Origin of the sequence: Flectobacillus rivi, from assembly GCF_030056655.1 — a bacterium.
Taxonomy (GTDB): domain Bacteria; phylum Bacteroidota; class Bacteroidia; order Cytophagales; family Spirosomataceae; genus Flectobacillus; species Flectobacillus rivi.
In genome coordinates, this window is record NZ_JASHIE010000022.1 from 91163 (window position 1) to 114808 (window position 23646).

The following is a 23646-nucleotide window of genomic DNA, read 5'->3' on the forward strand; positions in this document are numbered from 1 at the left end:
ATAAGCAGTGAGCCTTGTCGTCAATAATCTATGACAAATACTCACACCTGATAATTACCACTTTAATTTATTCAAAATACCTACATCAATTGATTGAATATTGCGATAAATCATCACAATGATGGCCAAACCTACCGCTACTTCGGCAGCTGCCACAGCCATGATAAAGAATACAAATACTTGCCCAGTCGGGTCAGCTTTGTACGAAGAAAAGGCTGCTAAAAGAAGATTGGCTGCATTTAGCATCAATTCGACTGACATAAAGATGATGATTGCATTTCGGCGTGTTAATACTCCAATAATGCCGATACAAAATAAAGCCGTGCTGAACCAAACATAGTTGTTCAGAGGAATTTGTCGGATAACGTCAGGTATTTGTTGCATAAGTCTTTAAGTTTGATGAATAGATAAAGCCTATTTCTTTGGTTTTTTGTCAAACTAAGAAATAATAGATTCGTCTAAACATTCAACTTTAAATGGTTAACCTCGAAGTGCGAGGCTCATTTATAGTTCTTACAGTTTTCGGAAAATTCGGGGCAAAAATAAGGAATATGTTTGAAAAGTCGCTAAAATATGAACCAAATACAAGCGGTTTTTCATTATAATTATTTTCCCTATTAACGATTATTAAAAGCTCGTAACTTTATCTCGGTAAGTTTTCGCTTAGTATCCAATGGAAAATCACCTTTCATCATCCAATCATAATACGATGGCTCGTCCTTAAGTACTTGTACTACAGGCTTTCCAGCGTGTTTTCCAAAGTTGATTACTTCTACGCCTTCACGATTGAACACGATTCTTTGCGCAAAATCTACCAGTTTGGCAGAAGTTAACTCATGAAGCGCATCCATGTCGTTTTTGACTGGGACAAAATCTTCTCCTTTTTCATTTTTGATTACTACTCCTTCATATCGTTTAACCTGAGCATTCAAAATTTCTAAAGTTGCAATTGTATCGGCTTCGGCTGAGTGAGCATCAATGAGCTCTTTACTACAATAAAACTTGTAAGCTGCCGAAAGGTTTCGAGGTTCCATCATGTGGAAAATTCTTTGAGCATCAATAAGACGACGGTTTTTGACATCGAATTCTACATCATTGCGCAAAAATTCTTCAACCAACATCGGCACATCAAAGCGATTTGAGTTGAAACCTGCTAAGTCACAACCCTCCAAGAATTGAGCCATAGATTTGGCAATTTGTTTGAACGATGGCTCATTAGCTACATCGTCGTCATAAATACCGTGTACCATCGATGACTCCACTGGAATAGGCATTCCTGGATTGACACGACGGGTTTTGACCGTTACTGTCCCATCGATATTGGCTTTTGCAATACTGATTTCGACGATACGGTCTTTGATAACATTCACGCCTGTTGTTTCTAAATCGAAAAAGGCGAGTGGCTTGCGAAGGTTTAATTGATGTGTAAGCATAAGGCTAGCCCTCAGGTGAGATGAGGCTTTGCAAAGTTAGAGAAAATATAGTTGATTCCTGTGTTGGGTTTCACTTCTTATTTCTATTTTTGGCAAAACATAACAAAAAATGAGTATTTTCAGTTATCCTACTAGATTGATTTTGCACTACGTTTGTTACTAATAGTTGAATAAACAATATCAAAAGACTTTTCAATAAGTTCGAAGTGATTAGTCAAAAGCAATGGTGAGCGCCTGATAGTTTAAAATGGGTATCCTAATTTTACACATCGCCGTCCACTCAATCATTATTTATCACCCTTAGTATCCAGCAAGGTAGTTGGATTAAAGTATGACCACAAAACAGTTTATCCAAGCTTTAGAAGAAGAATTTCAGCAACAACAATATGGGCAATCGCCTGTTGAACTTTATGAGCCCATTCGTTATTTGATGTCTTTGGGTGGAAAGCGCCTACGTCCACTTATGACCTTGATGTCAACAGCCTTATTTACAGACGAATGGCAAAAAGCAATCAAGCCAGCTACTGCCGTAGAAGTTTTCCACAATTTTACTTTGATGCACGACGATATTATGGATAAAGCTCCTTTGCGTCGTGGAAAACCAACTGTTCATGCCAAATGGAATGACAATACTGCAATCCTCTCGGGCGATGTGATGTTGGTGCAAGCGTATGAGTTGATGCTTTTTGTAGAAGATAAAAACTTGAAAAAAGCATTGAAACGCTTTAATCGTACTGCTGCTGAAGTTTGTGAAGGACAGCAATTTGATATGAATTTTGAGACTCGTGAAAATGTCACAGAGGAAGAATATATCGAAATGATTCGCCTAAAAACAAGTGTTCTATTAGGTTTTGCATTAGAATTAGGCGGTATCATTGGTGGAGCAAGCGATAAAACCTGCCAAACTTTATACGATTTGGGTATTAATATTGGTTTAGGTTTTCAGTTAAAAGACGATGTCTTGGATGTTTATGGCGATCCTGTAAAATTTGGTAAGCAAGTAGGAGGCGATATTATTTCCAACAAAAAAACTTATATGCTTATCGAAGCATTGAGCTCAGCAACTGGCGAAACTAAAGCACAACTCGAACATTGGTTATCTTTAAAAGATTTTGATCCAGCCGAAAAGGTAAACGCTGTACGAGGTATTTATGATCAATTGGGAATTCGTCAATTGGCAGAGGCCAAAATAAATGAGTACTTTGAAAAAGCTTTTGATTTATTAGATAGCCTGAAAGTTGAAGCAGAGCGCAAAGCCGAGTTGAGAGCTTTTGCTAATATTTTGATTGATAGGGAAGTTTAGTTTAAATTTGCATAGACACAAGTATAAGCTAAGCTACAGATAAATGCTTTATGCTTAATTTTCATAGAGTCTATACACTCAACAATAAAAACTTTATGAACAGTCGGCCTTGGTCTGACTGTTTTTATTTTCATTTAATAACAAATGGCAGATTTATCTCTAAATGAAATACTCATCCTGATAACAGTGCTTGTTAGTATTTTAGCCTTCCGTAACTATGAGCTTTTGGGAAAGCTTTTAATGAACCCTTATTTAATCAATCGTCGACAAGAGTATTGGCGTTTTATTACTTCTGGTTTTGTTCATGCCGACTTTGGACATTTGTTTTTTAACATGTTCACCCTCTTCTCATTTGGGAATATGATGGAGTCGGTATATAATCAAATTTCTCCTGGCAATGGGCCTTTTCTCTATTTATTACTATACATAGGAGGAATCATTGTGTCGGACTTGCCTTCTTTTTTCAAGCACAAAAACAACTTTAATTATAATTCCTTAGGTGCATCGGGCGGTGTATCGAGTGTATTGTTTGCTGCAATTTTGTTTGCTCCAACGCAGAGCCTGCATATCTATGGGGTAATTCCAGTGCCAGCGGTACTTTTTGCACTACTTTACACATGGTATTCCATTTATATGTCACGCCGAAGTATGGACAATATCAATCACGATGCGCATTTATATGGGGCGTTGTATGGCGTGATTATTACGATTATTATTTATCCAAAAGTCCTCATGATTTTTACTGAGCAAGTATTGGACTGGCTTCGAGGATTTTAAGTATGAGTGGTGAATTTTGAATGCAAAATATTTATACTCACAACTTTTCACTCAAAATTCATCACTCATAGAACCCTCCAACTATCTGAGTACAACAAACAGAATAGATTGTTTCATCATTAAGATTTATGCAAAAAAGGAATATTGCCATTTTAGGTTCGACAGGTTCGATTGGCACACAAGCCCTCGAAGTAATTCAGGCGAATCCTACTATTTTTGAAGTAGAAGTACTAACAGCTCAAAGTAACGCCCAGTTGTTGATAGAACAAGCGATTGCTTTTCGCCCTAATTGTGTTGTAATAGGCAACGAGGCTTTATATAATCAAGTTCTTGATGCGCTTGACCCACATGGGATTAAAGTATATGCAGGACCCAAAGCCCTTGAGTCTGTTGTACAAATGGAGGCTATTGATATAGTGCTGACTTCTATGGTAGGATATGCAGGCTTATTGCCAACAATCAAAGCTATCGAAGCTGGAAAACATATTGCTTTGGCCAATAAAGAAACTTTGGTAGTTGCGGGAGAGTTAATTACTGCTTTAGCACAACAAAAGGGTGTTAATATTTACCCTGTTGATTCAGAACATTCTGCTATTTTCCAATGCTTAGTAGGAGAGTTTCATAATCCAATTGAAAAGATTATTTTGACTGCCTCAGGTGGTCCTTTTAGAGGAAAAAAACGTGAAGAGCTGGCAAACGTAACAAAGGCTCAAGCATTGAAACATCCTAACTGGGTGATGGGTGCCAAGATTACCATTGACTCGGCTAGTTTGATGAATAAGGGCTTGGAAGTAATTGAGGCTAAATGGCTTTTTAATCTTAATGCCTCTCAAATAGATGTGGTGGTACACCCCCAATCTATCATTCACTCGTTGGTGCAGTTTGAGGATGGTTCTATCAAAGCTCAAATGGGTTTGCCTGATATGAAATTACCTATTCAGTTTGCTTTGGGTTTTCCAAACAGACTAAAATCAGACTTCCCTCGTTTTGACTTCATTAATTATCCAAATCTCACATTTGAGCAACCTGATAAAGAAACATTTCGTAACTTGCAACTAGCATTTGACGCAATGGCTCAAGGTGGAAATATGCCTTGTATCTTGAACGCCGCCAACGAAATTGCCGTGGCTGCTTTTCTGGAAGATAAAATTGGCTTTTTACAAATGTCAGACTTGCTTGAAACTTGTATGGCAAAAGTTCCGTTTATCAAGCATCCTACTTTGGACGATTATATCCAAACTGATGCTGAAACTAGAGCATTTGCAAGCGAAAATCTCTAAGAGTTTATCCACAGGAGAAATAGGAATGTAGATAAAAGTATCGAAAACGAACTTTCTCAGCTAAATTATATTTTTTAAAACCTTAATAGAAAACAGTATTAGCCTGACAAGTTCGGGCTGGGGCTAAAAGCTAAACAATGGAAGGACTAGTGAAGGTTGGACAACTCATTTTGGGTTTGTCGATTTTAGTAAGTTTACACGAATTTGGGCATTATATCACTGCCAAATGGTTTAAGATGCGAGTAGATAGATTCTACTTATTCTTCGATTTTCTTTTTCCAATACCTACTTTATTGAATTTTGCTTTATTCAAAAAGAAAATTGGCGAGACAGAATATGGTTTAGGATGGTTCCCACTTGGCGGTTATGTATCAATCGCTGGTATGATCGATGAAACACAGGATGCGTCTAAACTATCAGCTACACCTGAGCCTTGGGAGTTTCGTGGCAAACCTGCTTGGCAACGTCTTATCGTAATGTTAGGTGGTATCATCGTCAATGTGATTTTGGGGGTGTTAATCTTTTGGGGTATTAGCTTCAAAGAAGGTAATAACTACATCTCTAAAGCTGAACTCAATAAAGAAGGTTTGTACGCTGGAGTACTTGGTAAAGAAGTAGGCTTTCAGTTAGGTGATAAAGTATTAAAAGTAAATGGTGAAGATTTTCATAGCTATACAGATATTGCTGGTGCTATTTTAGAAGATAAGACTGTTTATACGGTTGACAGAAATGGGAAAACTGTAGAAATCGTTATTCCAAGTGATTTCTTAAATAAGCTATCTGACCAAAAAGGCGAATTTATTCAACCATTGTACAAGTTTAAAGTGGCTCGTGTTGCTGAACCAAAAGAAGCTTCTTTTCTGGATAAACTTTTAGGAAATCCAGCTCCAGCTCCTGCGCCAGCTTACACAGCAGGTATGAAGGATGGAGACGAAATTGTCTCGATTAATGGAACACCAGTGAAATTCTTCCAGACTTTCAAGGAAGAACTTCAAAAGTATAAAAACAAACCAGTAACCTTGGCTATTATGCGTGCTGGTAAAGCCGATACGCTACGTATGACTACAGCTGAAGATGGTACATTGGGATTTTTTCCTGAGTATTTGGTTCAAAAATCACACGAAGATTATACTTTGGGTCAAGCTTTTGTAGTGGGAGCGGGCAATGCTTTTGATGTAGTGTGGAAAAACATTCAAGGTTTCAAGAAAATTTTTGCAGGTCAAGTTCGTGCTGATAAAGCGTTGAGTGGACCATTCGAAATTGCTGATATGTACGGCTCACACTGGGATTGGTTAAACTTCTGGAGTTTGACGGGCTTACTTTCGATGGCTTTGGCGTTTATGAATTTATTGCCAATTCCTGCCTTGGATGGTGGTCATGCTCTATTCTTGTTGTTTGAAATTATTACAGGTCGTCCGCCATCAGAAAAATTCATGGAGCGTGCTCAGCAAGTAGGAACCGTGATTTTACTAGGTTTGATGGTATTCGTTTTAGGTAATGGTGCTTTTAAGAAGTTTTTCTCATAAACTCATTATACAGTACAACAAACGTATGTTAATAAAATCAAAAAAATATATTCAAAAACCTGTGAGATTCTCTTACAGGTTTTTGCTTTTGGGCGTAATGCTATCACTTGGATTGATGGCATTTAAGAAACATGCCTTCCATACAAGTATTACCGAAATGCGTTATAACGCTAAGGAAAAAAGCTTTGAAATAAGTCTACGTGTTTTTAAGGATGATTTAGAAACAGTATTGACAAAAGAAAATCAAGGCAAGAAGATTGTACTGGACAAAACTGAAAAGTTTGACCCACAAATTGATAAATACATACAAAAGCATTTTGTGTGGTTCAATGCTCGTAATCAACGAGTACCTTATCATTACTTAGGAAAAGAACAAGAAGGAGACGCCATGTGGTTGTATATCGAAATGCCTGCGCAAGATCCTATTAGTGGTTCAAAACTTCAAAATGATGTATTGGTGGATGAATTTGATGACCAAACTAATGTGGTTAATCTGTTTTATCAGTCAGAAAAGAAATCCTTTATTTTTAATCAAAAGAATAAGGTATTTGGGGTAAGTTTTTAGTTACAATTTCCAATAAGTCTTCGTGGATTTTCTCCCAAGGTTGAGCTAAGTTTACCGTCTCAATATGGATATGATGCTGCTCTGAAGTATAAGATAAGCTTAAAGATTGCTTGACCGTTGGATACAATAAGATACCTTCAGCCTGCTCGTCAGGCTGATTTTTTAGGTAGGCAAATAACTGGTAGAGGTTCTCGGTATGTATTTTTTCTGAGTTAAAATAGGTATTTAAAGTACGAGCATAGTACTTGGTATCAATAATCAATTTTTTGCCATTGTTCAAAATCAAACTAATATCAGTTTGCATTTTGGGCAAATACTGTGGGTCTGTTCCTGTAAGCTTCCATTGAAGTCTTTCTCTAAAAACCTTAGCACTTTTGAGTTCTATTTTATAAAAATTACGAACAAAAGCTTCAAATAAACCCGCCATTTTGCGGTCATCTTGCTCAAAATCTCTGAATAAAATACTCTCTCCCTGTTCACTTACCATACTTTGACCGTAAAGCAATTCACAAATATGTAGTAAAAACGTATAGGTCGTATTTCTATGGCATTGAGCAAAAGCCTGACGGAACAATGCTTCGTGTAAAGATATTTCTTGAATATGATGCAGTCTACGTAACTCTGATTGTAAACTTTGGTGAATTTTATCTGAAAGGGTTGATACTTTGAGAAGTCGGACAAGGCTACTTTTTAAAATCTGATTAGCCAAAATATTATCAGAAAATTCATCAAATTCACAATATGCCATTCCTTTCTCAAATGCTCCAGTTGCTAGAGAAGGAGAGATATGTACTTTGCCTCTTATGCCTTGAATATATTGATTTTGTTCTGTGTAATTCTTGAAATATCCTTTCTTCCAAAGCGTAGGTAGCTCTCTAACCAAGATACTCGCTAATAATTCATAAATACTTTTTTGCCCTGACACACCAGCTTTTACCAAGTGGCGTTGCTCAAGTTTATCCCAAGCATAACAAAGCAAAAAGTATATGTTTTCAATTGGAATCATGTTGGAGCCTATGTGAGAAATCGTCTTTACTGGTTCAAGACTTAGTCTTGGGCTGATTTTTAATATAGTTTACAAGCTGAAACAAAAGATAGTCCGAGGCTAAGTCTACCCACAGCTACCCAAGCAGTTCCTCTACGCAATTTTGAACCTTTTCGGGCTGGTCGTACCAATATTCTTCAAGCAAAGGAGCTATTTCAAGTTGAATAATACGCTTATACCATTTTTGTGGATTTTCACCTGTAGGAAAATGCGTAAAATAGCTATGTCCGATTTGAAAGCCCTTTAGTAAATGCCTATCTTGAGTAATTTCTTGGTTTAGTAAGTTGAATTTTTGAGCAATACCTTCTACAAATTCCTTATCTAGTCCTTGCCCGACTAAGCAATTTACCCACCGTTCATTGAAACATGGTTGTAAACTAATAAAGGCAAAGCGACGACGAAGTGCATAGTCAATCGTTGTTAATGAGCGGTCGGCAGTATTCATGGTTCCGATGATATGAAGGTTATCGGGAACGGAAAAAGGTTCAGCATCTTTGTCACCATAAGTCAATGGAATTTCGTTGGCTCGTCCACGCTTATCATTTTCAATAAGTAAGAGTAATTCCCCGAAAATACGACTTAGATTTCCACGATTTATTTCATCAATAATAAAGAAATGGTCAATTCCAGCATTGCGTTGAGCCATTTTACAAAACTCATAAAAGACTCCATTTTTGAGCTTAAAACCACCGTCTCCATCAGGTCTTAGTCCTTGGATAAAATCTTCGTAAGAATAAGACTGATGAAACTGTACCATTTTGATTCGCGCTTCATCTTTCGTACCTATGAGTGTGTAGGCTAGCTTCTTTGCCAAGAAGGTTTTGCCGACTCCTGGAGGGCCTTGAAGAATAATATTCTTTTTATATTTGAGGGTCTCAACTATTTCATCAAATTGCTCAGCTTCGATAAATAAATCAGCTAAAGCGTCATTTCTTTCAAAGGGGATAATGATATTTTCGGCAGCGATAGATTCTTTTTGTAAATCTATCATCGCTTGAATTGCCTCAAATTCGTCTTCGGAGATTTGAAACAAACTTCCTTGATTATTCTTCAGAATATCTGAGTCTTTCAGAAAATGAATTTGCTTGAGTTCTGCCCATTCAATCGGAAAAGGGAGTTTTTCCTTCAAACAAAAAGCAATAGATTCGCCTGCTATAGGATGAACATGTAATGGTTCGGTAATTTCTAGGATAGCTTTAATTTGTTTGACAGGGGTACTTTCATAACCAATCACCCAATCACCTTTTTGTACGGTTTGAAAGTGTTGGTAAATACGGCGTTTATTTCCGAATTCGTTATGTGAGGTAAAGAGTTGAGATTGGTGATAGCGGAGCTGTTCAATTGACCCTGTTTTGGGATTAAAATTGAGCCACCAATAGTTTCTATTTTTTTGAAATGACATATAGCAAAGATAAACATTCAAATTGCTCAAGACAAGCATCGGATAGGAGCGAAGCTACAATAAAAAACCCATCTACGAAGGATAGATGGGTTTTTATATTCATTAACCATTGAGTTCTATTTCTTCTCCGTGGTTGTTATGAAATTTAAAGTCTGTAATACCAAAAGAGCTATCTTGGATAATATTGACCCAAGTTTTGTATTTGAAATACCATTTCATTCGAAGAGAAGGGAAACCTTTGGTAAAGTATGCATGCAAGAAAGGATGCAATACGATAGTTGGCTTTTTCTCATTTTGTTTGATAATGATATGCTCAAGGTGATGTTCGATTACATCCGAAACAACAATACTCGCTGTGATTTTGCCTGTACCGCCACAAGTAGGACAGTTTTCAGACGTTACAACGTTCATCTCTGGGCGTACTCTTTGGCGAGTAATTTGCATTAGGCCAAATTTGGTAAGCGGCAAGATGGTGTATTTTGAGCGGTCAGATTTCATTTCCTCCTTCATGATGTCATGAATCAGCTTTTTGTGTTCAGCTTTCTTCATATCAATAAAGTCGATAACGATAATGCCACCCATATCGCGAAGACGTAACTGACGAGCAATCTCTTTGGCTGCTTCGATATTTACGCTTACTGCGGTTGCTTCTTGGTCTTCTTCGCTATTTGATTTGTTACCAGAGTTGACATCAATTACGTGCAAAGCTTCGGTATGTTCGATAATCAAATAACCACCAGCAGGAAGACTTACTGAGCGACCAAAAAGCATTTTTAGTTGCTTTTCGATACCGTATTGTTCAAATACTTTGGATTTACCCTGATGTAATTTTACAATACGTTCTTTTTCTGGTGCGATGTGCTGTACATAAGCACGAGCTTCTTGGAATAATTCTGGCGTGTCAACAATTACGCTATCGAAGTTTTCATTCAACAAATCGCGAAGCATTGAAGTAGCACGGCTCATTTCGCCGATGACCTTGTCGCGTGGTTTTGCTGATCTGAGCGCTTTCATTCCAGCGTCCCATTTGGCTAAAGACTCCTTCAAATCTTTGTCCAATTCCTCTACATCTTTGCCTTCGGCTACAGTTCGAACGATTACGCCAAAATTGGCAGGCTTGATAGACGACATCAATTTGTGTAATCTTTGGCGTTCGGATTTGGCAGTGATTTTTTTCGAAATGTTTACACCATTCGAAAACGGTACCAAAACTGTGTAGCGACCAGCGATAGAAATATCGCAAGATAAGCGGGGGCCTTTGGTTGAAATAGGTTCTTTTACGACTTGAACAAGAATAGGAGAGTTTTTCCCTAAAACTTTATCAATTTTGTCGTGCTTGTCTATTTCTGGTTCTAGCTTAAAGTTGTCTAATCTTCCAGAATTGTGTCTTCCAGCGATAACATCTTTGGTGAATTTATTCAGGGAATTGACATTTGGGCCAAGGTCATGATAATGCAAAAAAGCATCTTTTTCATAGCCAATATCAATGAAGGCCGCATTCAATCCCGTAACCATTTTCTTGACTGTACCGAGATAAATATCTCCAACAGAAAAGTGTGGTTCGGACTCCTCTAAGTGATACTCCACAATCCTTTTGTCTTGCAAAAGAGCAATGCGGTCACCTTTGGGAGTCGAATTGATGATTAATTCGTTGCTCACAGGTGATTGAAGGATTAGAAGTGAATAGTATATAAGAAAACGAATATATATTGTCGCTGTGAGCGGTTGGTGAATAGAAAATCAAAGCCATTAAACTACATATAGAAGGGTTCGTGCCGAAGAGTAAAAAGCAAGTTGTAAGAAATTGATTAAAGCAACTGAATTTTACAATTGGGAAGTCATTCCATAGGAATGAAATAAAGTAATAGTGAGTCTATAGTATTTTATTGGTTTTTTGATTTTTAATGTTGCTGACTTATTGCGTGGCTGTGTATTATGACCAATCTATAATACAACGGAATCCATGCTGTCATGAGCAGATAAATTATTGCCAAGAAATAAAGTAAGAAGGCAATGAATTTGGGTTTTACCTAGCAATCTCACAAAAACGACAAAAACAGGCTCTTTTCTACGAGAGAAAATAGCCTGTTTTCCAGTAACTAGCAACTAAGGATTAGCACCAATTCGTACTAATCCTTAGTTACAGATTACTTCTTCTTATGTCTATTCTTTCTAAGACGCTTCTTTCTTTTGTGAGTTGCAATTTTGTGTCTTTTTCTTTTCTTTCCGCAAGGCATGACTTTAAAAGGTTTTAAATGTTACGAAATCTGTTTTAGTTGTTTGTCACAGAAGATTCCTATCCAAGCACAATTTAGTGATAAAGTAGGAACTTACCGAGAACTTATTTTAATTTTGATAAAATTTCATTGGCAGCTGCCTTCTCCTGAGGGTCTTTGCTATTGGCTAAAACCTTCTCTAGAATTGTGCGAGCTTCATCAGTACGGTCGAGTTCTGCCAAACAGTATCCCAAGTTCAAAGCTGCTTTAGAATTAGCAGGATTGATTTTTAGGATTTGTTTAAAACGCTCAACGGCCTTCCCAAACTGATTCGACCGAATTGATAGAATCCCCAAATTGAACAATGCTGGTTCAAACTCAGGCTCTTTTGCAATTACCTCACGAAGCATCAAAATTCCTTGCATAGGAGTTGATGTTGAAACGTAAGTCATTGCCATGTTCGTTTTTGCTAGAAGATTATTCGGATTTTTGGTTAAAATTTCCTGATACAACGTTCTAGCTTTTTCTCCCATATTCTTGGTTTTTGCATCTTCGAGTGCATAGGTGAAGGCTTCATAATATAAATCTGCCGCCTTCATCAAGTTGCGCTCGTTGTTATCAAGTTTTACGACTTCTTCTGCATAATAGGCAGCACTGTCGTATCTTGTAAATGCTGTAAACTTCGAAATAAGAGCATTTGCTGCTTCGATTTTATCTTGCTTGCTTGAACTTCCTAAATATTTCGCTCGTAAACTCTCAACTACCTTGCTCTGTTCGGGGCTAAGGGCTGTGCCATGGCTTTCACTAGCTTCACCTTCGGTGTGCTGATGGGTATCTTCCGACTCAACGGCTTTATCACGATTGGCAGAGCCAGTCTGTGCTGTTTGCTCTAAGGTCTTTTTTTCGTCACTTACCACAACCTTCGGAAGGCTATATAAAGCTCCAACCGTACCCAGTGCAACCACTATTATGAAGATAAAAGACTTTTGCATGTCGTTTACAGATCTGTTATCTGTTATGGGTTATCGGCTATGAGTTCATAACTGATAACCTATAACGGACAACTTATTGCGAAAAATTACTTAGCGTTAGTTTTAACTTGCTCGATAAATATTTTAGCAGGTTTGAAGCTTGGAATAAAGTGCTCGTCAATCACAATAGAAGTGTTTTTCGAGATGTTACGAGCAACCTTCTTAGCTCTTTTCTTGTTCACAAAACTACCGAATCCACGAACGTAGATAGGTTCACCTCCAGCCAAGTTATCTTTAACTACAGTGAAGAATGACTCTAGAGTGCTAGATACATCTGCCTTGTCAATGCCCGTCTTGTCTGCGATTTCTGCGATTACGTCTGCTTTTGTCACTTTTTTAAAAAATTTAGGAGTTAATAAAATATGATAAACAATGGTTGTCGGTTGCCATAAGTTTCCAAAAAATTCAGTTGAATTAGCATCGATTAAGGTCGATTTCAGTGAATTTTGCTAACTCTCACAGCCTCAAATTATAAGCCCCTGATTATTAAGGGTCACAAAGGTACGACTTTGGTTTCAAATATGAAAGAATCAATAAATAAATGTCTTAACTTTTTTTTCGTAAATGCTTAATTTTTAGCTATTTGAATTCTAATTCTAAAATTAATCTAATTCAGACTTCTTGCTTTTCTCCTATTATTCCTCGGTTTTTGTTGTACTTCTTTCATGAATCATGGATTATTTATAGATTGTTTTATTCTAAATCCCTTCCTTTATTTTTGTTGAATCTATCCTCCTTTTGGACCAGATAGGTTTCTTAAAAGATTTTCACTTTTATAAACCTATTTTATACTTTGTAGGTTAAATCAAAACAAGTTTTTTCAGTATTGCTTGATGGTTTGTTTCAAAAACCTCCATTATTTATCTTTTTTTAAGCTAAATCAGAAAGTCAACTTTTCCTTTTCATGACCGAATTTCCACAATTTCATTTTTCTCAAAAACTTACCCAATGGTACGAAATCCATAAAAGAGATCTACCTTGGCGCAATACGACTAATCCTTATTATATATGGTTATCTGAAATAATTTTGCAACAAACCAGAGTAGTCCAAGGAATGCCCTATTACTATAAATTCGTAGAGGCTTTTCCAACAGTGTTTGACTTGGCAGCTGCCGATGAGGCTGAAGTTTTGCGTTTGTGGCAAGGATTAGGGTACTATTCACGTGCTCGTAATTTGCACAAAACAGCCAAAATGGTGGTAGATGAATACAATGGTGTATTCCCAGAAACGTATCAAGAGTTGCTCAAACTCAAAGGTGTGGGTTCTTATACCGCTGCTGCGATTGCTTCATTTTCTTATAATGAACCTGTAGCAGTGTTGGATGGCAATGTGTATCGTGTACTCTCAAGAGTGTTTGGCATAGAAACAGATATTGCTTCTAACGAGGCAAAAAAAGTCTATTCTGAATATGCACAGGCACTTTTACCTACCAATAATGCCAATACACACAATCAGGCGATCATGGAGTTTGGCGCAATGCAATGTACGCCTGGCACTCCATCAGATTGTATGTTTTGTATTTTTGCCAATGAATGTGTCGCCCATGCGCAAGGACGCCAAGCTGTATTACCTATTAAGAGTAAAAAGGTTAAGGTAAAAGAGCGCTTCTTTCATTATTTCTTAATAGAACAAAATGATAAGTTTGTGATGCGCAAACGTGTGGGACGTGACGTATGGGAAGGTATGTATGATTTTTATTTGTTGGAATCTTCCGAATCGCTTCAATTGGACGATTTGTTGGAACAAGACCCTTGGTTAAAAGAACTTGTATCCAATGCCTTGATTTTGAATGAATCAGGAAATTTTACGCATGTCTTAACACATCAAAAGATTCAAACAAAGTTTTGGCACATACGAGTAAATGCAGACTTTTCTCTAAATTTGCCAGAAAATCATGCGTTTTATAACCTTTCTGAAGTAGATGATTTACCCAAATCTACTTTGGTAAATAATTATTTGACCCAAGAATCAAAAATTTTAACATAGTATTCATACGAATTGATAGTTGGAGATTGATAGGATTTTTATTAAATTCACTCATGTTTACTTTTGAATTCTCACACCATATTTAATTTTATGCCTATCAATTTATTTACAACTATTTTAAAAAATTAACCCAAATGGCTGGCGTAAACAAAGTTATCTTATTAGGCAATTTAGGCTCTGACCCAGAGGTGAGAGTATTGCCTAGTGGCTCAAAAGTGGCAAATTTTAATATTGCTACTTCAGAAACCTACACAAATCGTGACGGACAACGTGTAGAACAAACAGAATGGCATCGTATCGAATTGTGGGATGGATTGGCCAATATCGCAGAACAGTATTTGCGCAAAGGCAATTCTGTGTATGTAGAGGGTCGCATCCGTACAGAAGAATATGTGGATAAAGATGGTATCACTCGTCGTGGTATTCGTATTCGTGGTACTTCCATGACTCTAGTGGGTGGTGGAAATCGCGATAACGCTGCTAGTGGCGATAGTTCAACACAAATGGCAGCCCCTGCGCCTGCTCGTCCTAATCCAGCACCAGTAACACCTCCACCGCCTGCATTTGATGCTGGTGGTGATAGCGATGACTTGCCATTCTAACGAAAGGCTTATCATTTGTTAGACTAGCCATAATAATAAGTTGTTTGGCTAGTCTAACTTTTGTTTAACTAAACAAACCAAACCTTGGAAACTCGATTATCTGACGATTATCACCCGATTAGGGTGCTTTTGGCCCAAGTTGAAAGCACCTCATCTTACAGCGTATATGGTATTGATGCGCTTATCTTGATTGCCCTGTTGGGTATTTCTGCACTGCTGGCTGGCTCTGAAGTAGCCTTTTTCTCCCTATCTGCCGATGAACGTGTTGCCTGTCGCGAAAGCGATAGCGGAAGTGAACGTACTGTTGCCAAGTTGCTCGACAAACCCCAACAACTCCTAGCAACACTCCTGATAGCCATCAATCTTGTCAACATTACCTTTGTGACAATCTCAACTTATCTTACAGAACAAATTTTAGGGGAAGAAGAAAAAGAAGGATTAGTGGCCACCTTGATTTTGTTGGTAGGTGTAACTTTCATGATTACCTTTTTTGGAGAATTAATACCAAAGGTTTGGGCACAACAAAATAATTTGAAGTTTGCCAAACTCACTGCGCCACTCATCGAAGTAGCTAGCATTATCTTCAAGCCGTTGTCGTCTTTGCTTTTAGGTATTAGTAATATAATTGAGAAACGGGTAGAGCGAAAAGGATATACTATTACTGCCGACGAACTAAACCATGCGCTTGAAATTACTACTGGACAAGGAACTTCGGCACAAGAAAAAGATATTCTAAAAGGTATCGTCAATTTTGGAAGCACTTCTGCCAAAAGTGCCATGCGTCCTCGCCGTGATGTGACAGCTTTTGATATTGAATGGGATTTTCATGAATTGATGGATAAAATTAATAAGTCTGGATATTCTCGTGTGCCTGTTTTTAAGGAAACTATCGATAAAATAGAAGGAGTTCTTTATATCAAAGATTTGTTGCCACATATCGAAAAAGATGAGCACTTCAATTGGCAAGAGCTAATACATCAAGCTTTTTTTATTCCAGAAAGTAAAAAAATTGATGATTTGCTTTACGATTTTCAAGAAAAGCGAGTGCACATGGCTATCGTAGTAAATGAATACGGCGAAACCGAAGGGATTATTACGATGGAGGATATTATCGAAGAAATTGTAGGTGATATCAACGATGAATACGATGAAGAGGATTTAGGATATAAGCGATTAGAAGATGGTTCGTTTGAGTTTGAAGGCAAGGTTACACTAAATGATGTGTGTCGTGCGTTGGGAATAGATAACGACTATTTCGATAAAGTAAAAGGTGAAAGCGAATCTCTAGCTGGGTTGTTAATCGAATTGTTTGCTCGCTTACCGCATGCGGGTGAAGAAATAGATTACGATAAATTCAGATTTAGAATAGCCTCTGTTGATACACGCCGTATCAAAAGAGTAAAAGTGACTATCAAAAACGAGGAAACCGACGAAACCAATCGAGAGCTTACCTAACAAGTACCATTATTATTCGATGAAATATTACCCATTTTTAACTTTATTAACAGGACTTATTGCTTGTAACAACGATTGTCCAACTCCAATAATCGATGATTTTGAGAAAGGAGTAGGCAACTTAGTTGAGAATAAAAATCTGGATGAAGCTTCTGGATTAGCTGCAAGCTATACGAATCAGGGAATGATGTGGTCACACAATGATAGTGGCGATACTAATCGTATTTTCTTGATGGATAGTTTGGGAAAAGGTACCAAGGAGTTTTATTTGGAGGGTGCTGTCAATAGGGATTGGGAAGATATGTCTATTTCGAAGTTTTCGGATGGTAACTATATTTATGTTGGGGACATTGGTGATAATTTGGCAGTATATCCAAGTTGTACAATTTATCGAGTAAAAGAGCCTAATATTGCTAGCCAAGCTGTACAAGCAAGTAATAGTATTACTTTAAAAGATGTACAAAAAATCAACTATGTATATCCTGATGGTGCTCGTGATGCGGAGTGTATGTTCATCGATCATGATACCAAAGATATTTACATTCTCTCAAAAAGAGACTTAAAACAGCGATTGTATAGACTGCCATATCCGCAATCTTATACCCAAACTATCACAGCGGAGTTTGTAGAAGAAGTTACTTTTTCTACTGCACTCAATACAATGTTTTATATCACCGCTGGAGATATTTCGCCTGATAATAAAGAAATTCTTATCAGAAATTATGGACAGATATACCATTGGCGAAGAGCCGATGGCGAATCAATAGCACAAGCTTTGCTAAGACCAGCCAAATTACTTGATTATACTTATTCAGCAAGTGAAGAGGCTCAAGGTGAAGGAATAGCTTTTTCAAGAACTGGAATAGACTACTATACTATCGGAGAAGCCACAGATTATAAACTTCCTGTAAAGCTTTTTAGATATGCTAGAAAAAAATAGGCAAGCTTAGCTTGCCTATTTTTTTGTTTAAAACGAAATTTTATCTCCCTGCTTAATGCCGTTTCGCTGGCAAAACCCTGCATTTACCTCCAACACATACTGAGCTGGCTTGTAAGAAGGAATTGCTTCTTCTGAGAAAGGTGGGCGGTTGGGTTGTATTGTGATGATTTCCTTATTAGAATTGATAAACAAAAGATCTAAAGGAATGTAGGTATTTTTCATCCAAAAGCTTCTTTCTTGACTATCTGGAAAAACAAATAACATTCCGCAAGTATCTGGCATGCTTTTACGATACATTAATCCTTGGGTAGTTTCGGCATCATTATCGGCAATTTCAATACTAATTTTTTTCTGAATTTTCGGAAATGTTAACTCTCCTTCCTTTTTGAAAGCAGGTTCGTTTGAAACAACCGCAGATGGAGCAGGCGTTGAAATTGAACTTACAGAACCAGCTTCGCTATCGCTCGAACTAAAAATAGCGATAAGCTTTGGAACCATACTTCCAAACAATAACAAACCCACAAATAATAGAACTACAACTTTTTTCATTTTCAATAGTATATTTAATGTATGAAGAAATTTCAATAAAGGTATTTTATGATAAAATTCTCAATTTTGCGAAACTGAGTAAAAGCGTTTTTTCACCAACTCCTCCTTCAAACTCAATAGTTGCTTTACGGTCGTTTCCGTTCACATCCATTTTTTTGACCTTACCATAACCAAATTTCAAATGCTCCACACGGTCACCTTCTTGCAAGTTTTTGGTATCACTAGGGGCAAAGTCTGGTGACGGCACATACGTTGCTGGTGCCGAGTTTACTACAGGCTTTTTCTGAATTAAATTAGAGGTCGTTGTGGATATGCCAGTTTTGTTGCTGAGAGGCAAATTGTTAGATACAACACCAGACTGACTATCGGTTCTTCTGACAAATCCCTGTGGAATGCGTTGGGTTTCTTCGACTGCACGACGGATATTTCTAGCAAACTGTAAATATTTCGGGTCTATTTCATCCAAAAATCTACTTGGCTCGCAAGGTTTCAATCGCCCGTACTGGTATCTACTTTCAGCATAAGACATAACGAGTTTTTTCTCAGCACGTGTAATAGCTACATAAAACAAACGACGTTCTTCTTCCAAATCCGCACGACTTTGAAGCATCATTTGACTAGGGAAAAGGTCTTCTTCCATCCCTGCCACATACACATGATTAAACTCCAAACCTTTGGCACCGTGAATTGTCATCATCGTTACTCGATCATTATCTCCGTCAGGGTCATCTTCATCAGCAGTGGTCAATAAAGATACTGTCTGTAGGAAACTTGCCAGAGAGTGGTCTTCAGTATCTGGGTTATCCACAAATTGTTTGATAGAGTTCAATAATTCTTGAACGTTTTCATAACGAGAAAGCCCCTCAACGGTTTTATCCTCATGAAGTTCCTTTAACAAACCAGAAGCTTTAGCCACATGACTCGCGATTTCGTAAGCATCTTTGTTGGGTACTTGAGTCATGAGAATAAACGATTTTATCAAATCGGCAAATCCTTCAATAGTCTCAGCAAAGCGCCCAGCTTGATATTGACGAATATTACTCACGATTTCCCAAACAGATTTCTCTTGCTCTGCCGCCGTAATTTCGATTCTCGCAATGGTAGTATCACCAATACCTCTTTTGGGTAAATTAATAATACGTTTAAATGCCTCGATGTCTTTCTGGTTGATCACAAAACGTAAATAAGAAAGAAGGTCTTTGATTTCACGTCTTTGATAAAAAGATAAACCGCCAACAATACGATACTTAATATTTAGCCTACGAAGAGCTTCTTCAAAGGCACGTGATTGGGCATTGGTACGATATAAAATCGCAAAATCAGTGTTGCGTAAACCCAACGCCATTTTGGCTTCGAAAATATTCGTCGCAATCAAACGTCCTTCTTCATTGTCTGATGCTGCCTTGATTAGTTCGATAGGGGAGCCTTCTTCGTTTTCTGTAAAAACATTCTTCTTTAACTGATTTTTATTTTTAGCAATAACGGAGTTGGCTGCTTGTACGATGCTATTAGTTGAGCGATAATTTTGCTCCAACTTAATAGTTACAAGATTCGGATAGTCTTTTTCTAAATTAAGAATATTGTCAATATTAGCTCCACGGAAAGCATAAATAGACTGCGCATCGTCGCCCACGACTGCCAGATTGTTGTGCATGGCAGCGAGTTTCTTAATAATCAAATATTGTGAAACGTTGGTATCCTGAAACTCATCGACCATGATGTACTGAAACTTGCGCTGATATTTATCCAATACCACAGGATGGTCTCTAAACAATACATTGGTATTGAAAAGTAGGTCATCAAAGTCCATGGCGTTTGCTTGAAAGCAGCGTAGAGTATACAATTTATATAGTCTTCCTATTTCGGGAAGCTTAGCCGCTGCGTCATCTGCTTGAATAATCGGATTGTTGAGGTATTCATCTGGTCCAATCAATCGGTTTTTAGCCCCCGAGATTCTGTTGAATACTAGGTTGGGTTTATACACCTTATCGTCAAGACCTCTTTCTTTGATGATACTTTTTAATAAAGATTTAGAATCGTCGGTGTCATAAATCGAAAAGTCGGAAGTATAGCCCAAGTGTTTGCCCTCAAAACGTAATATTTTCGCAAATACCGAGTGAAAAGTACCCATCCAGATATTTTTGGCATTATTTCCTACAGCTTTTTCAACCCTTGCTCGCATTTCGCCTGCAGCTTTATTGGTAAAGGTCAATAAAAGAATCTGAAAAGGATCTACTCCCTTGTCCAAAAGATATGCCGTTCTGTAGGTAAGAACTCTTGTTTTGCCAGAACCCGCTCCTGCAATAATCATGAGGGGACCTGTGATATGTTGTACTGCCGCTTGCTGCGGTTCGTTAAGACCTGCTAAATAATTCATATTTCAAAAACTCAATACTATTACAAGACACAAGCCACCAATCTTTAAGTACAAAGATTGATGGCTTGTAAGTCAAACCATTCTCCAAAATTACGAAGAAAAACTATGGTAATCAGCTTATATCAAATATCCTTTACTAAGTTTGAATAACACCTACTTTAAATTCTTTTTCAATAGGAGCATGATTGGCCGCTGCAATACCTTCAGAAATTACACGTCGTGTCTGTAGTGGGTCTATAATTTCGTCAACCCATAATCTTGCAGCTGCATAATAAGGTGTTGTTTGCGTGTTATATCTCTCGATAATTTCTTTGAGTAATATCTCTTCTTCTTCCTTCGAAACTTCTTTGCCCTGCGACTGCATCGATGCAATTTGCGTTTGTAATAAGGTTTTGGCAGCTTGTTCCCCACCCATTACAGCGATTTTAGCACTTGGCCAGGCATAAATAAAACGTGGGTCATACGCCTTTCCACACATCGCATAATTACCCGCTCCGTAAGAATTGCCTATGACAATCGTAATTTTAGGAACAACCGAATTAGCTACAGCATTGACCATTTTAGCACCATCCTTAATAATACCCGAATGCTCCGAGCGACTTCCAACCATAAATCCCGTAACATCTTGTAAGAATACCAACGGAATTTTCTTCTGATTACAATTCATAATGAATCGAGCAGCTTTGTCGGCTCCATCATTATATATAACACCTCCAATCTGAACCTCGCCTTTACCACTTTTAGTAATCAAGCGCTGATTGGCTACAATGCCCACAGCCCAGCCATCAATACGAGCATATCCACAAAGAATAGTTTTTCCATAATCTTTTTTAAACTCATCAAACTCCGAATTATCAACCAATCGCTCGATAATATCTATCATATTATAAGGCTTAGTTCTAAGTTCGGGTAAAATGTCATAAATCTCTTTCTGATTTTTGGTTGGCAAACTAGGGGTTGCTCTATTAAAACCAGCTTTGGTATCCTCGCCAAGTTTTCCAATAATTCTTTTTACCTGATCCAAGCACTCTTGTTCGGTTGAAAATTTATAATCAGCATTTCCAGAAAGTTCGGTATGTGTCACAGCACCGCCCAATGTTTCAGCGTCAATGTTTTCTCCAATAGCAGCCTTTACTAAATAGGGTCCTGCTAAAAAAATCGAACTTTGCCCTTCGACCATCAAGGTTTCGTCTGACATAATAGGAAGGTAGGCTCCACCAGCAACACAACTTCCCAAAACAGCCGATATTTGAGTAATGCCCATCGCACTCATAATAGAGTTGTTGTAAAATACTCGACCGAAATGTTCTTTGTCAGGAAAAATTTCGTCTTGCATAGGTAGAAAAACTCCTGCACTGTCTACCAAATAAATAATAGGGAGCCTATTTTGTAAAGCTATTTCCTGCAAACGGAGATTCTTTTTGCCAGTAATAGGAAAATATGCTCCAGCTTTAACGGTTTGGTCGTTGGCAACAATCATACATTGTTTTCCTGACACATACCCAATGCCCCCAACAGTACCTCCCGCAGGACAGCCGCCATATTCTTGGTACATTCCAAAACCTACAAAAGCACCCAATTCTAAAAATTCTGTATCAGGGTCGATTAAGTAGGCAATGCGTTCTCGTGCTGTGAGCTTTCCGCGGTCGTGTTGTTTGGCAATATTTTTGAGACCACCTCCTAGTTTTATTTTCTCTAGGTGATTTGTCATTTGCTCCACCAATTGCTGGTTAGAGGATTGATTCATAGTTGACATGAGTTTTAGATAATAAATTGTTGATGAATGTGTTTATATAGAATAGCACAACCTTGGTATTCTATATAACTTTACTAAGTTATATAAATTATGCAAATATTAATAAATTGGATAATTTGACCAAATAGGCTACATTAGCAAATACTTAAATTTTCTAAATAGGGAATATTCCTAATAAATTGTCTTATCATAAACTAACTATATACATATTTATATAATGACCAGAATTCTGCTCGTCGAAGATGATGAAAGCCTAGGGTTTGTAGTAAAAGATAATCTTGAACAAGAAGGATATCAAATCGATTTACAAGTAGATGGCAAAGCCGGGCAAAGAGCTTTCCAGCAAAATGAATATGATTTGTGTATTTTTGATGTAATGCTTCCAGAAATGGATGGGTTTACGCTGGCCGAAACCATTAGAAAAGCAGGAAGTGAAATTCCTATAATATTCCTAACGGCAAAATCGCTTAAAGAAGATCGTATCAAAGGTCTTAAATTAGGAGCGGATGATTATTTGACAAAACCTTTCAGTATTGAGGAACTTGTTTTACGAATTGAAGCTATCCTGAAACGGACAGGTAAAAAAACTACAGTCTCAAGTGGTGTGCTTCAAATAGGGCGTTATATACACGATAGTAAAAACCTCAAATTGACTATCGATGATTTTCAACAAGAACTTACCCATCGAGAATCAGATTTATTAGCCTTTTTGATTCAACATAAAAACGAAACGCTCTCTCGTGATAAAATTTTGATCACTATTTGGGGAGATGATGACTATTTTAAAGGAAGAAGCCTCGATGTTTTTATCACTCGTTTACGAAAATATCTTAATAGAGACACTAATATCAAGCTCAGTAATGTACATGGGGTAGGTTTTCGTTTAGAAGTAAGCTAAAGCATAAAATATTATTTATAAATATTCGAAGTATTAATTGTATTTGTGAGTTTGTAGATATGACACCAATTGAATTATATCAATTTGGTGTCATTTTTTTTACCGCCTGTATCTTCTGATGTTCAACGACTTATAAAAAACTTTAAAAAATAGTGTTAAAAAGATTTGGAAGGATGGAAATAAAGTGGGAATTTTGCACTCCCAAACGACGGGAAAGGAGTTGTAGCGAAGAAAGGAAGTTGAGAGTTGCGAAAATAAATTTTAAAAAATATTTTCAAAAACATTTGGAAGTTAAAAATAAAGCTACTAATTTTGCACTCCCAAACAACGGGAAGCGGTTGAATCGAAAGAGGTTTGACAACAAATTTTGAGATAATGCACTGATGATAAGTTGGTTAATTGTTTTGAGATAAAGAGTTCTTTGAAAAGCTGGTAAGAAAAGATAAAAGAAAATACGACATTCTAAGATAGGTTGTGATGTTATAATTCTTTAGAATAAGACAG

General features: G+C 37.3%; 20 protein-coding genes. 10 read left to right on the forward strand and 10 right to left on the reverse strand.

Features of this window, described 5'->3' with window-relative positions:
* Positions 1-54: 54 nt before the first annotated feature.
* Both nuoK and QM481_RS23785 read right to left on the reverse strand, forming a co-directional pair.
* On the reverse strand, positions 55-384 hold the full coding sequence (gene nuoK, locus QM481_RS23780; protein WP_095160129.1) for an NADH-quinone oxidoreductase subunit NuoK: 330 nt from the start codon (positions 382-384) through the stop codon (positions 55-57).
* 233 nt (positions 385-617) lie between these two features.
* Positions 618-1433 carry a 3'-5' exonuclease gene (locus tag QM481_RS23785; protein WP_095160130.1) on the reverse strand — a complete coding sequence of 272 codons (816 nt, stop codon included), beginning with the start codon at positions 1431-1433 and terminating at the stop codon, positions 618-620.
* Positions 1434-1764: 331 nt separating this feature from the next.
* On the opposite strand from QM481_RS23785, the gene QM481_RS23790 reads away from it, so the two are divergent.
* The 5 genes from QM481_RS23790 (at position 1765) to QM481_RS23810 (ending at position 6884) form a co-directional block, all read left to right on the forward strand.
* Positions 1765-2736 carry a polyprenyl synthetase family protein gene (locus QM481_RS23790; protein ID WP_283383626.1) on the forward strand — a complete coding sequence of 324 codons (972 nt, stop codon included), beginning with the start codon at positions 1765-1767 and terminating at the stop codon, positions 2734-2736.
* Positions 2737-2880: 144 nt separating this feature from the next.
* Entirely contained in the window at positions 2881-3513 is a 633-nt protein-coding gene (locus QM481_RS23795; protein ID WP_166552299.1) for a rhomboid family intramembrane serine protease, read from the forward strand.
* Positions 3514-3641: 128 nt separating this feature from the next.
* The gene (locus tag QM481_RS23800) at positions 3642-4793 is read left to right on the forward strand and encodes a 1-deoxy-D-xylulose-5-phosphate reductoisomerase (RefSeq protein WP_283383627.1); all 1152 of its coding nucleotides are present in this window, start codon (positions 3642-3644) and stop codon (positions 4791-4793) included.
* A gap of 137 nt (positions 4794-4930) precedes the next feature.
* The gene (gene rseP, locus QM481_RS23805) at positions 4931-6319 is read left to right on the forward strand and encodes an RIP metalloprotease RseP (protein ID WP_283383628.1); all 1389 of its coding nucleotides are present in this window, start codon (positions 4931-4933) and stop codon (positions 6317-6319) included.
* Between the two features lie 25 nt (positions 6320-6344).
* Positions 6345-6884, forward strand: a complete 540-nt coding sequence (locus QM481_RS23810; protein WP_283383629.1) for a DUF6702 family protein — start codon at positions 6345-6347, stop codon at positions 6882-6884.
* Here QM481_RS23810 and QM481_RS23815 read toward each other — a convergent pair.
* From QM481_RS23815 to QM481_RS23835, 5 genes are all read right to left on the reverse strand, one after another.
* Positions 6847-7956, reverse strand: coding sequence for a 5-methylcytosine restriction system specificity protein McrC (locus tag QM481_RS23815; RefSeq protein WP_310589683.1), 1110 nt, complete (start codon positions 7954-7956; stop codon positions 6847-6849). The two genes, QM481_RS23810 and QM481_RS23815, sit on opposite strands and share 38 nt — an antisense overlap.
* Before the next feature lie 49 nt (positions 7957-8005).
* Positions 8006-9331 (reverse strand): AAA family ATPase, encoded by a 1326-nt coding sequence (locus tag QM481_RS23820; protein WP_283383631.1) that lies wholly within the window; start codon positions 9329-9331, stop codon positions 8006-8008.
* A gap of 102 nt (positions 9332-9433) precedes the next feature.
* On the reverse strand, positions 9434-10990 hold the full coding sequence (locus QM481_RS23825) for an Rne/Rng family ribonuclease (RefSeq protein WP_095160137.1): 1557 nt from the start codon (positions 10988-10990) through the stop codon (positions 9434-9436).
* Between the two features lie 682 nt (positions 10991-11672).
* Positions 11673-12539, reverse strand: coding sequence for a tetratricopeptide repeat protein (locus QM481_RS23830; protein WP_166552305.1), 867 nt, complete (start codon positions 12537-12539; stop codon positions 11673-11675).
* An 86-nt stretch (positions 12540-12625) separates the two neighbouring features.
* The gene (locus QM481_RS23835) at positions 12626-12910 is read right to left on the reverse strand and encodes an HU family DNA-binding protein (RefSeq protein ID WP_095160139.1); all 285 of its coding nucleotides are present in this window, start codon (positions 12908-12910) and stop codon (positions 12626-12628) included.
* Between the two features lie 572 nt (positions 12911-13482).
* Here QM481_RS23835 and mutY point away from each other — a divergent pair.
* From mutY to QM481_RS23855, 4 genes are all read left to right on the forward strand, one after another.
* Positions 13483-14565 carry an A/G-specific adenine glycosylase gene (gene mutY, locus QM481_RS23840; protein WP_283383632.1) on the forward strand — a complete coding sequence of 361 codons (1083 nt, stop codon included), beginning with the start codon at positions 13483-13485 and terminating at the stop codon, positions 14563-14565.
* A gap of 134 nt (positions 14566-14699) precedes the next feature.
* Positions 14700-15167, forward strand: coding sequence for a single-stranded DNA-binding protein (locus tag QM481_RS23845; RefSeq protein ID WP_283383633.1), 468 nt, complete (start codon positions 14700-14702; stop codon positions 15165-15167).
* 84 nt (positions 15168-15251) lie between these two features.
* Positions 15252-16622, forward strand: coding sequence for a gliding motility-associated protein GldE (gene gldE / locus QM481_RS23850; RefSeq protein ID WP_283383634.1), 1371 nt, complete (start codon positions 15252-15254; stop codon positions 16620-16622).
* Positions 16623-16641: 19 nt separating this feature from the next.
* Positions 16642-17562: a hypothetical protein gene (locus QM481_RS23855; protein ID WP_166552308.1), complete on the forward strand. Its 921-nt coding sequence runs from the start codon at positions 16642-16644 to the stop codon at positions 17560-17562.
* A 27-nt stretch (positions 17563-17589) separates the two neighbouring features.
* Here QM481_RS23855 and QM481_RS23860 read toward each other — a convergent pair whose 3' ends face one another.
* From QM481_RS23860 to QM481_RS23870, 3 genes are all read right to left on the reverse strand, one after another.
* Entirely contained in the window at positions 17590-18111 is a 522-nt protein-coding gene (locus tag QM481_RS23860; RefSeq protein ID WP_283383635.1) for a DUF192 domain-containing protein, read from the reverse strand.
* Between the two features lie 46 nt (positions 18112-18157).
* Positions 18158-20488: an ATP-dependent helicase gene (locus tag QM481_RS23865; RefSeq protein WP_283383636.1), complete on the reverse strand. Its 2331-nt coding sequence runs from the start codon at positions 20486-20488 to the stop codon at positions 18158-18160.
* Between the two features lie 136 nt (positions 20489-20624).
* On the reverse strand, positions 20625-22235 hold the full coding sequence (locus QM481_RS23870) for an acyl-CoA carboxylase subunit beta (RefSeq protein WP_283383637.1): 1611 nt from the start codon (positions 22233-22235) through the stop codon (positions 20625-20627).
* A gap of 226 nt (positions 22236-22461) precedes the next feature.
* Between QM481_RS23870 and QM481_RS23875 the strand changes: the two genes are divergently transcribed.
* Entirely contained in the window at positions 22462-23142 is a 681-nt protein-coding gene (locus QM481_RS23875; RefSeq protein ID WP_166554105.1) for a response regulator transcription factor, read from the forward strand.
* The last annotated feature ends 504 nt before the right edge of the window (positions 23143-23646 follow it).

What these genes read in the sequence shown, in the direction of transcription:
- nuoK (WP_095160129.1), bottom strand. Translation starts at nt 384, where the DNA reads ATGCAACAAATACCTGACGTTATCCGACAAATTCCTCTGAACAACTAT.
- QM481_RS23785 (WP_095160130.1), bottom strand. Translation starts at nt 1,433, where the DNA reads ATGCTTACACATCAATTAAACCTTCGCAAGCCACTCGCCTTTTTCGAT.
- QM481_RS23790 (WP_283383626.1), top strand. Translation starts at nt 1,765, where the DNA reads ATGACCACAAAACAGTTTATCCAAGCTTTAGAAGAAGAATTTCAGCAA.
- QM481_RS23795 (WP_166552299.1), top strand. Translation starts at nt 2,881, where the DNA reads ATGGCAGATTTATCTCTAAATGAAATACTCATCCTGATAACAGTGCTT.
- QM481_RS23800 (WP_283383627.1), top strand. Translation starts at nt 3,642, where the DNA reads ATGCAAAAAAGGAATATTGCCATTTTAGGTTCGACAGGTTCGATTGGC.
- rseP (WP_283383628.1), top strand. Translation starts at nt 4,931, where the DNA reads ATGGAAGGACTAGTGAAGGTTGGACAACTCATTTTGGGTTTGTCGATT.
- QM481_RS23810 (WP_283383629.1), top strand. Translation starts at nt 6,345, where the DNA reads ATGTTAATAAAATCAAAAAAATATATTCAAAAACCTGTGAGATTCTCT.
- QM481_RS23820 (WP_283383631.1), bottom strand. Translation starts at nt 9,331, where the DNA reads ATGTCATTTCAAAAAAATAGAAACTATTGGTGGCTCAATTTTAATCCC.
- QM481_RS23830 (WP_166552305.1), bottom strand. Translation starts at nt 12,539, where the DNA reads ATGCAAAAGTCTTTTATCTTCATAATAGTGGTTGCACTGGGTACGGTT.
- mutY (WP_283383632.1), top strand. Translation starts at nt 13,483, where the DNA reads ATGACCGAATTTCCACAATTTCATTTTTCTCAAAAACTTACCCAATGG.
- QM481_RS23845 (WP_283383633.1), top strand. Translation starts at nt 14,700, where the DNA reads ATGGCTGGCGTAAACAAAGTTATCTTATTAGGCAATTTAGGCTCTGAC.
- QM481_RS23855 (WP_166552308.1), top strand. Translation starts at nt 16,642, where the DNA reads ATGAAATATTACCCATTTTTAACTTTATTAACAGGACTTATTGCTTGT.
- QM481_RS23860 (WP_283383635.1), bottom strand. Translation starts at nt 18,111, where the DNA reads ATGAAAAAAGTTGTAGTTCTATTATTTGTGGGTTTGTTATTGTTTGGA.
- QM481_RS23865 (WP_283383636.1), bottom strand. Translation starts at nt 20,488, where the DNA reads ATGAATTATTTAGCAGGTCTTAACGAACCGCAGCAAGCGGCAGTACAA.
- QM481_RS23870 (WP_283383637.1), bottom strand. Translation starts at nt 22,235, where the DNA reads ATGAATCAATCCTCTAACCAGCAATTGGTGGAGCAAATGACAAATCAC.
- QM481_RS23875 (WP_166554105.1), top strand. Translation starts at nt 22,462, where the DNA reads ATGACCAGAATTCTGCTCGTCGAAGATGATGAAAGCCTAGGGTTTGTA.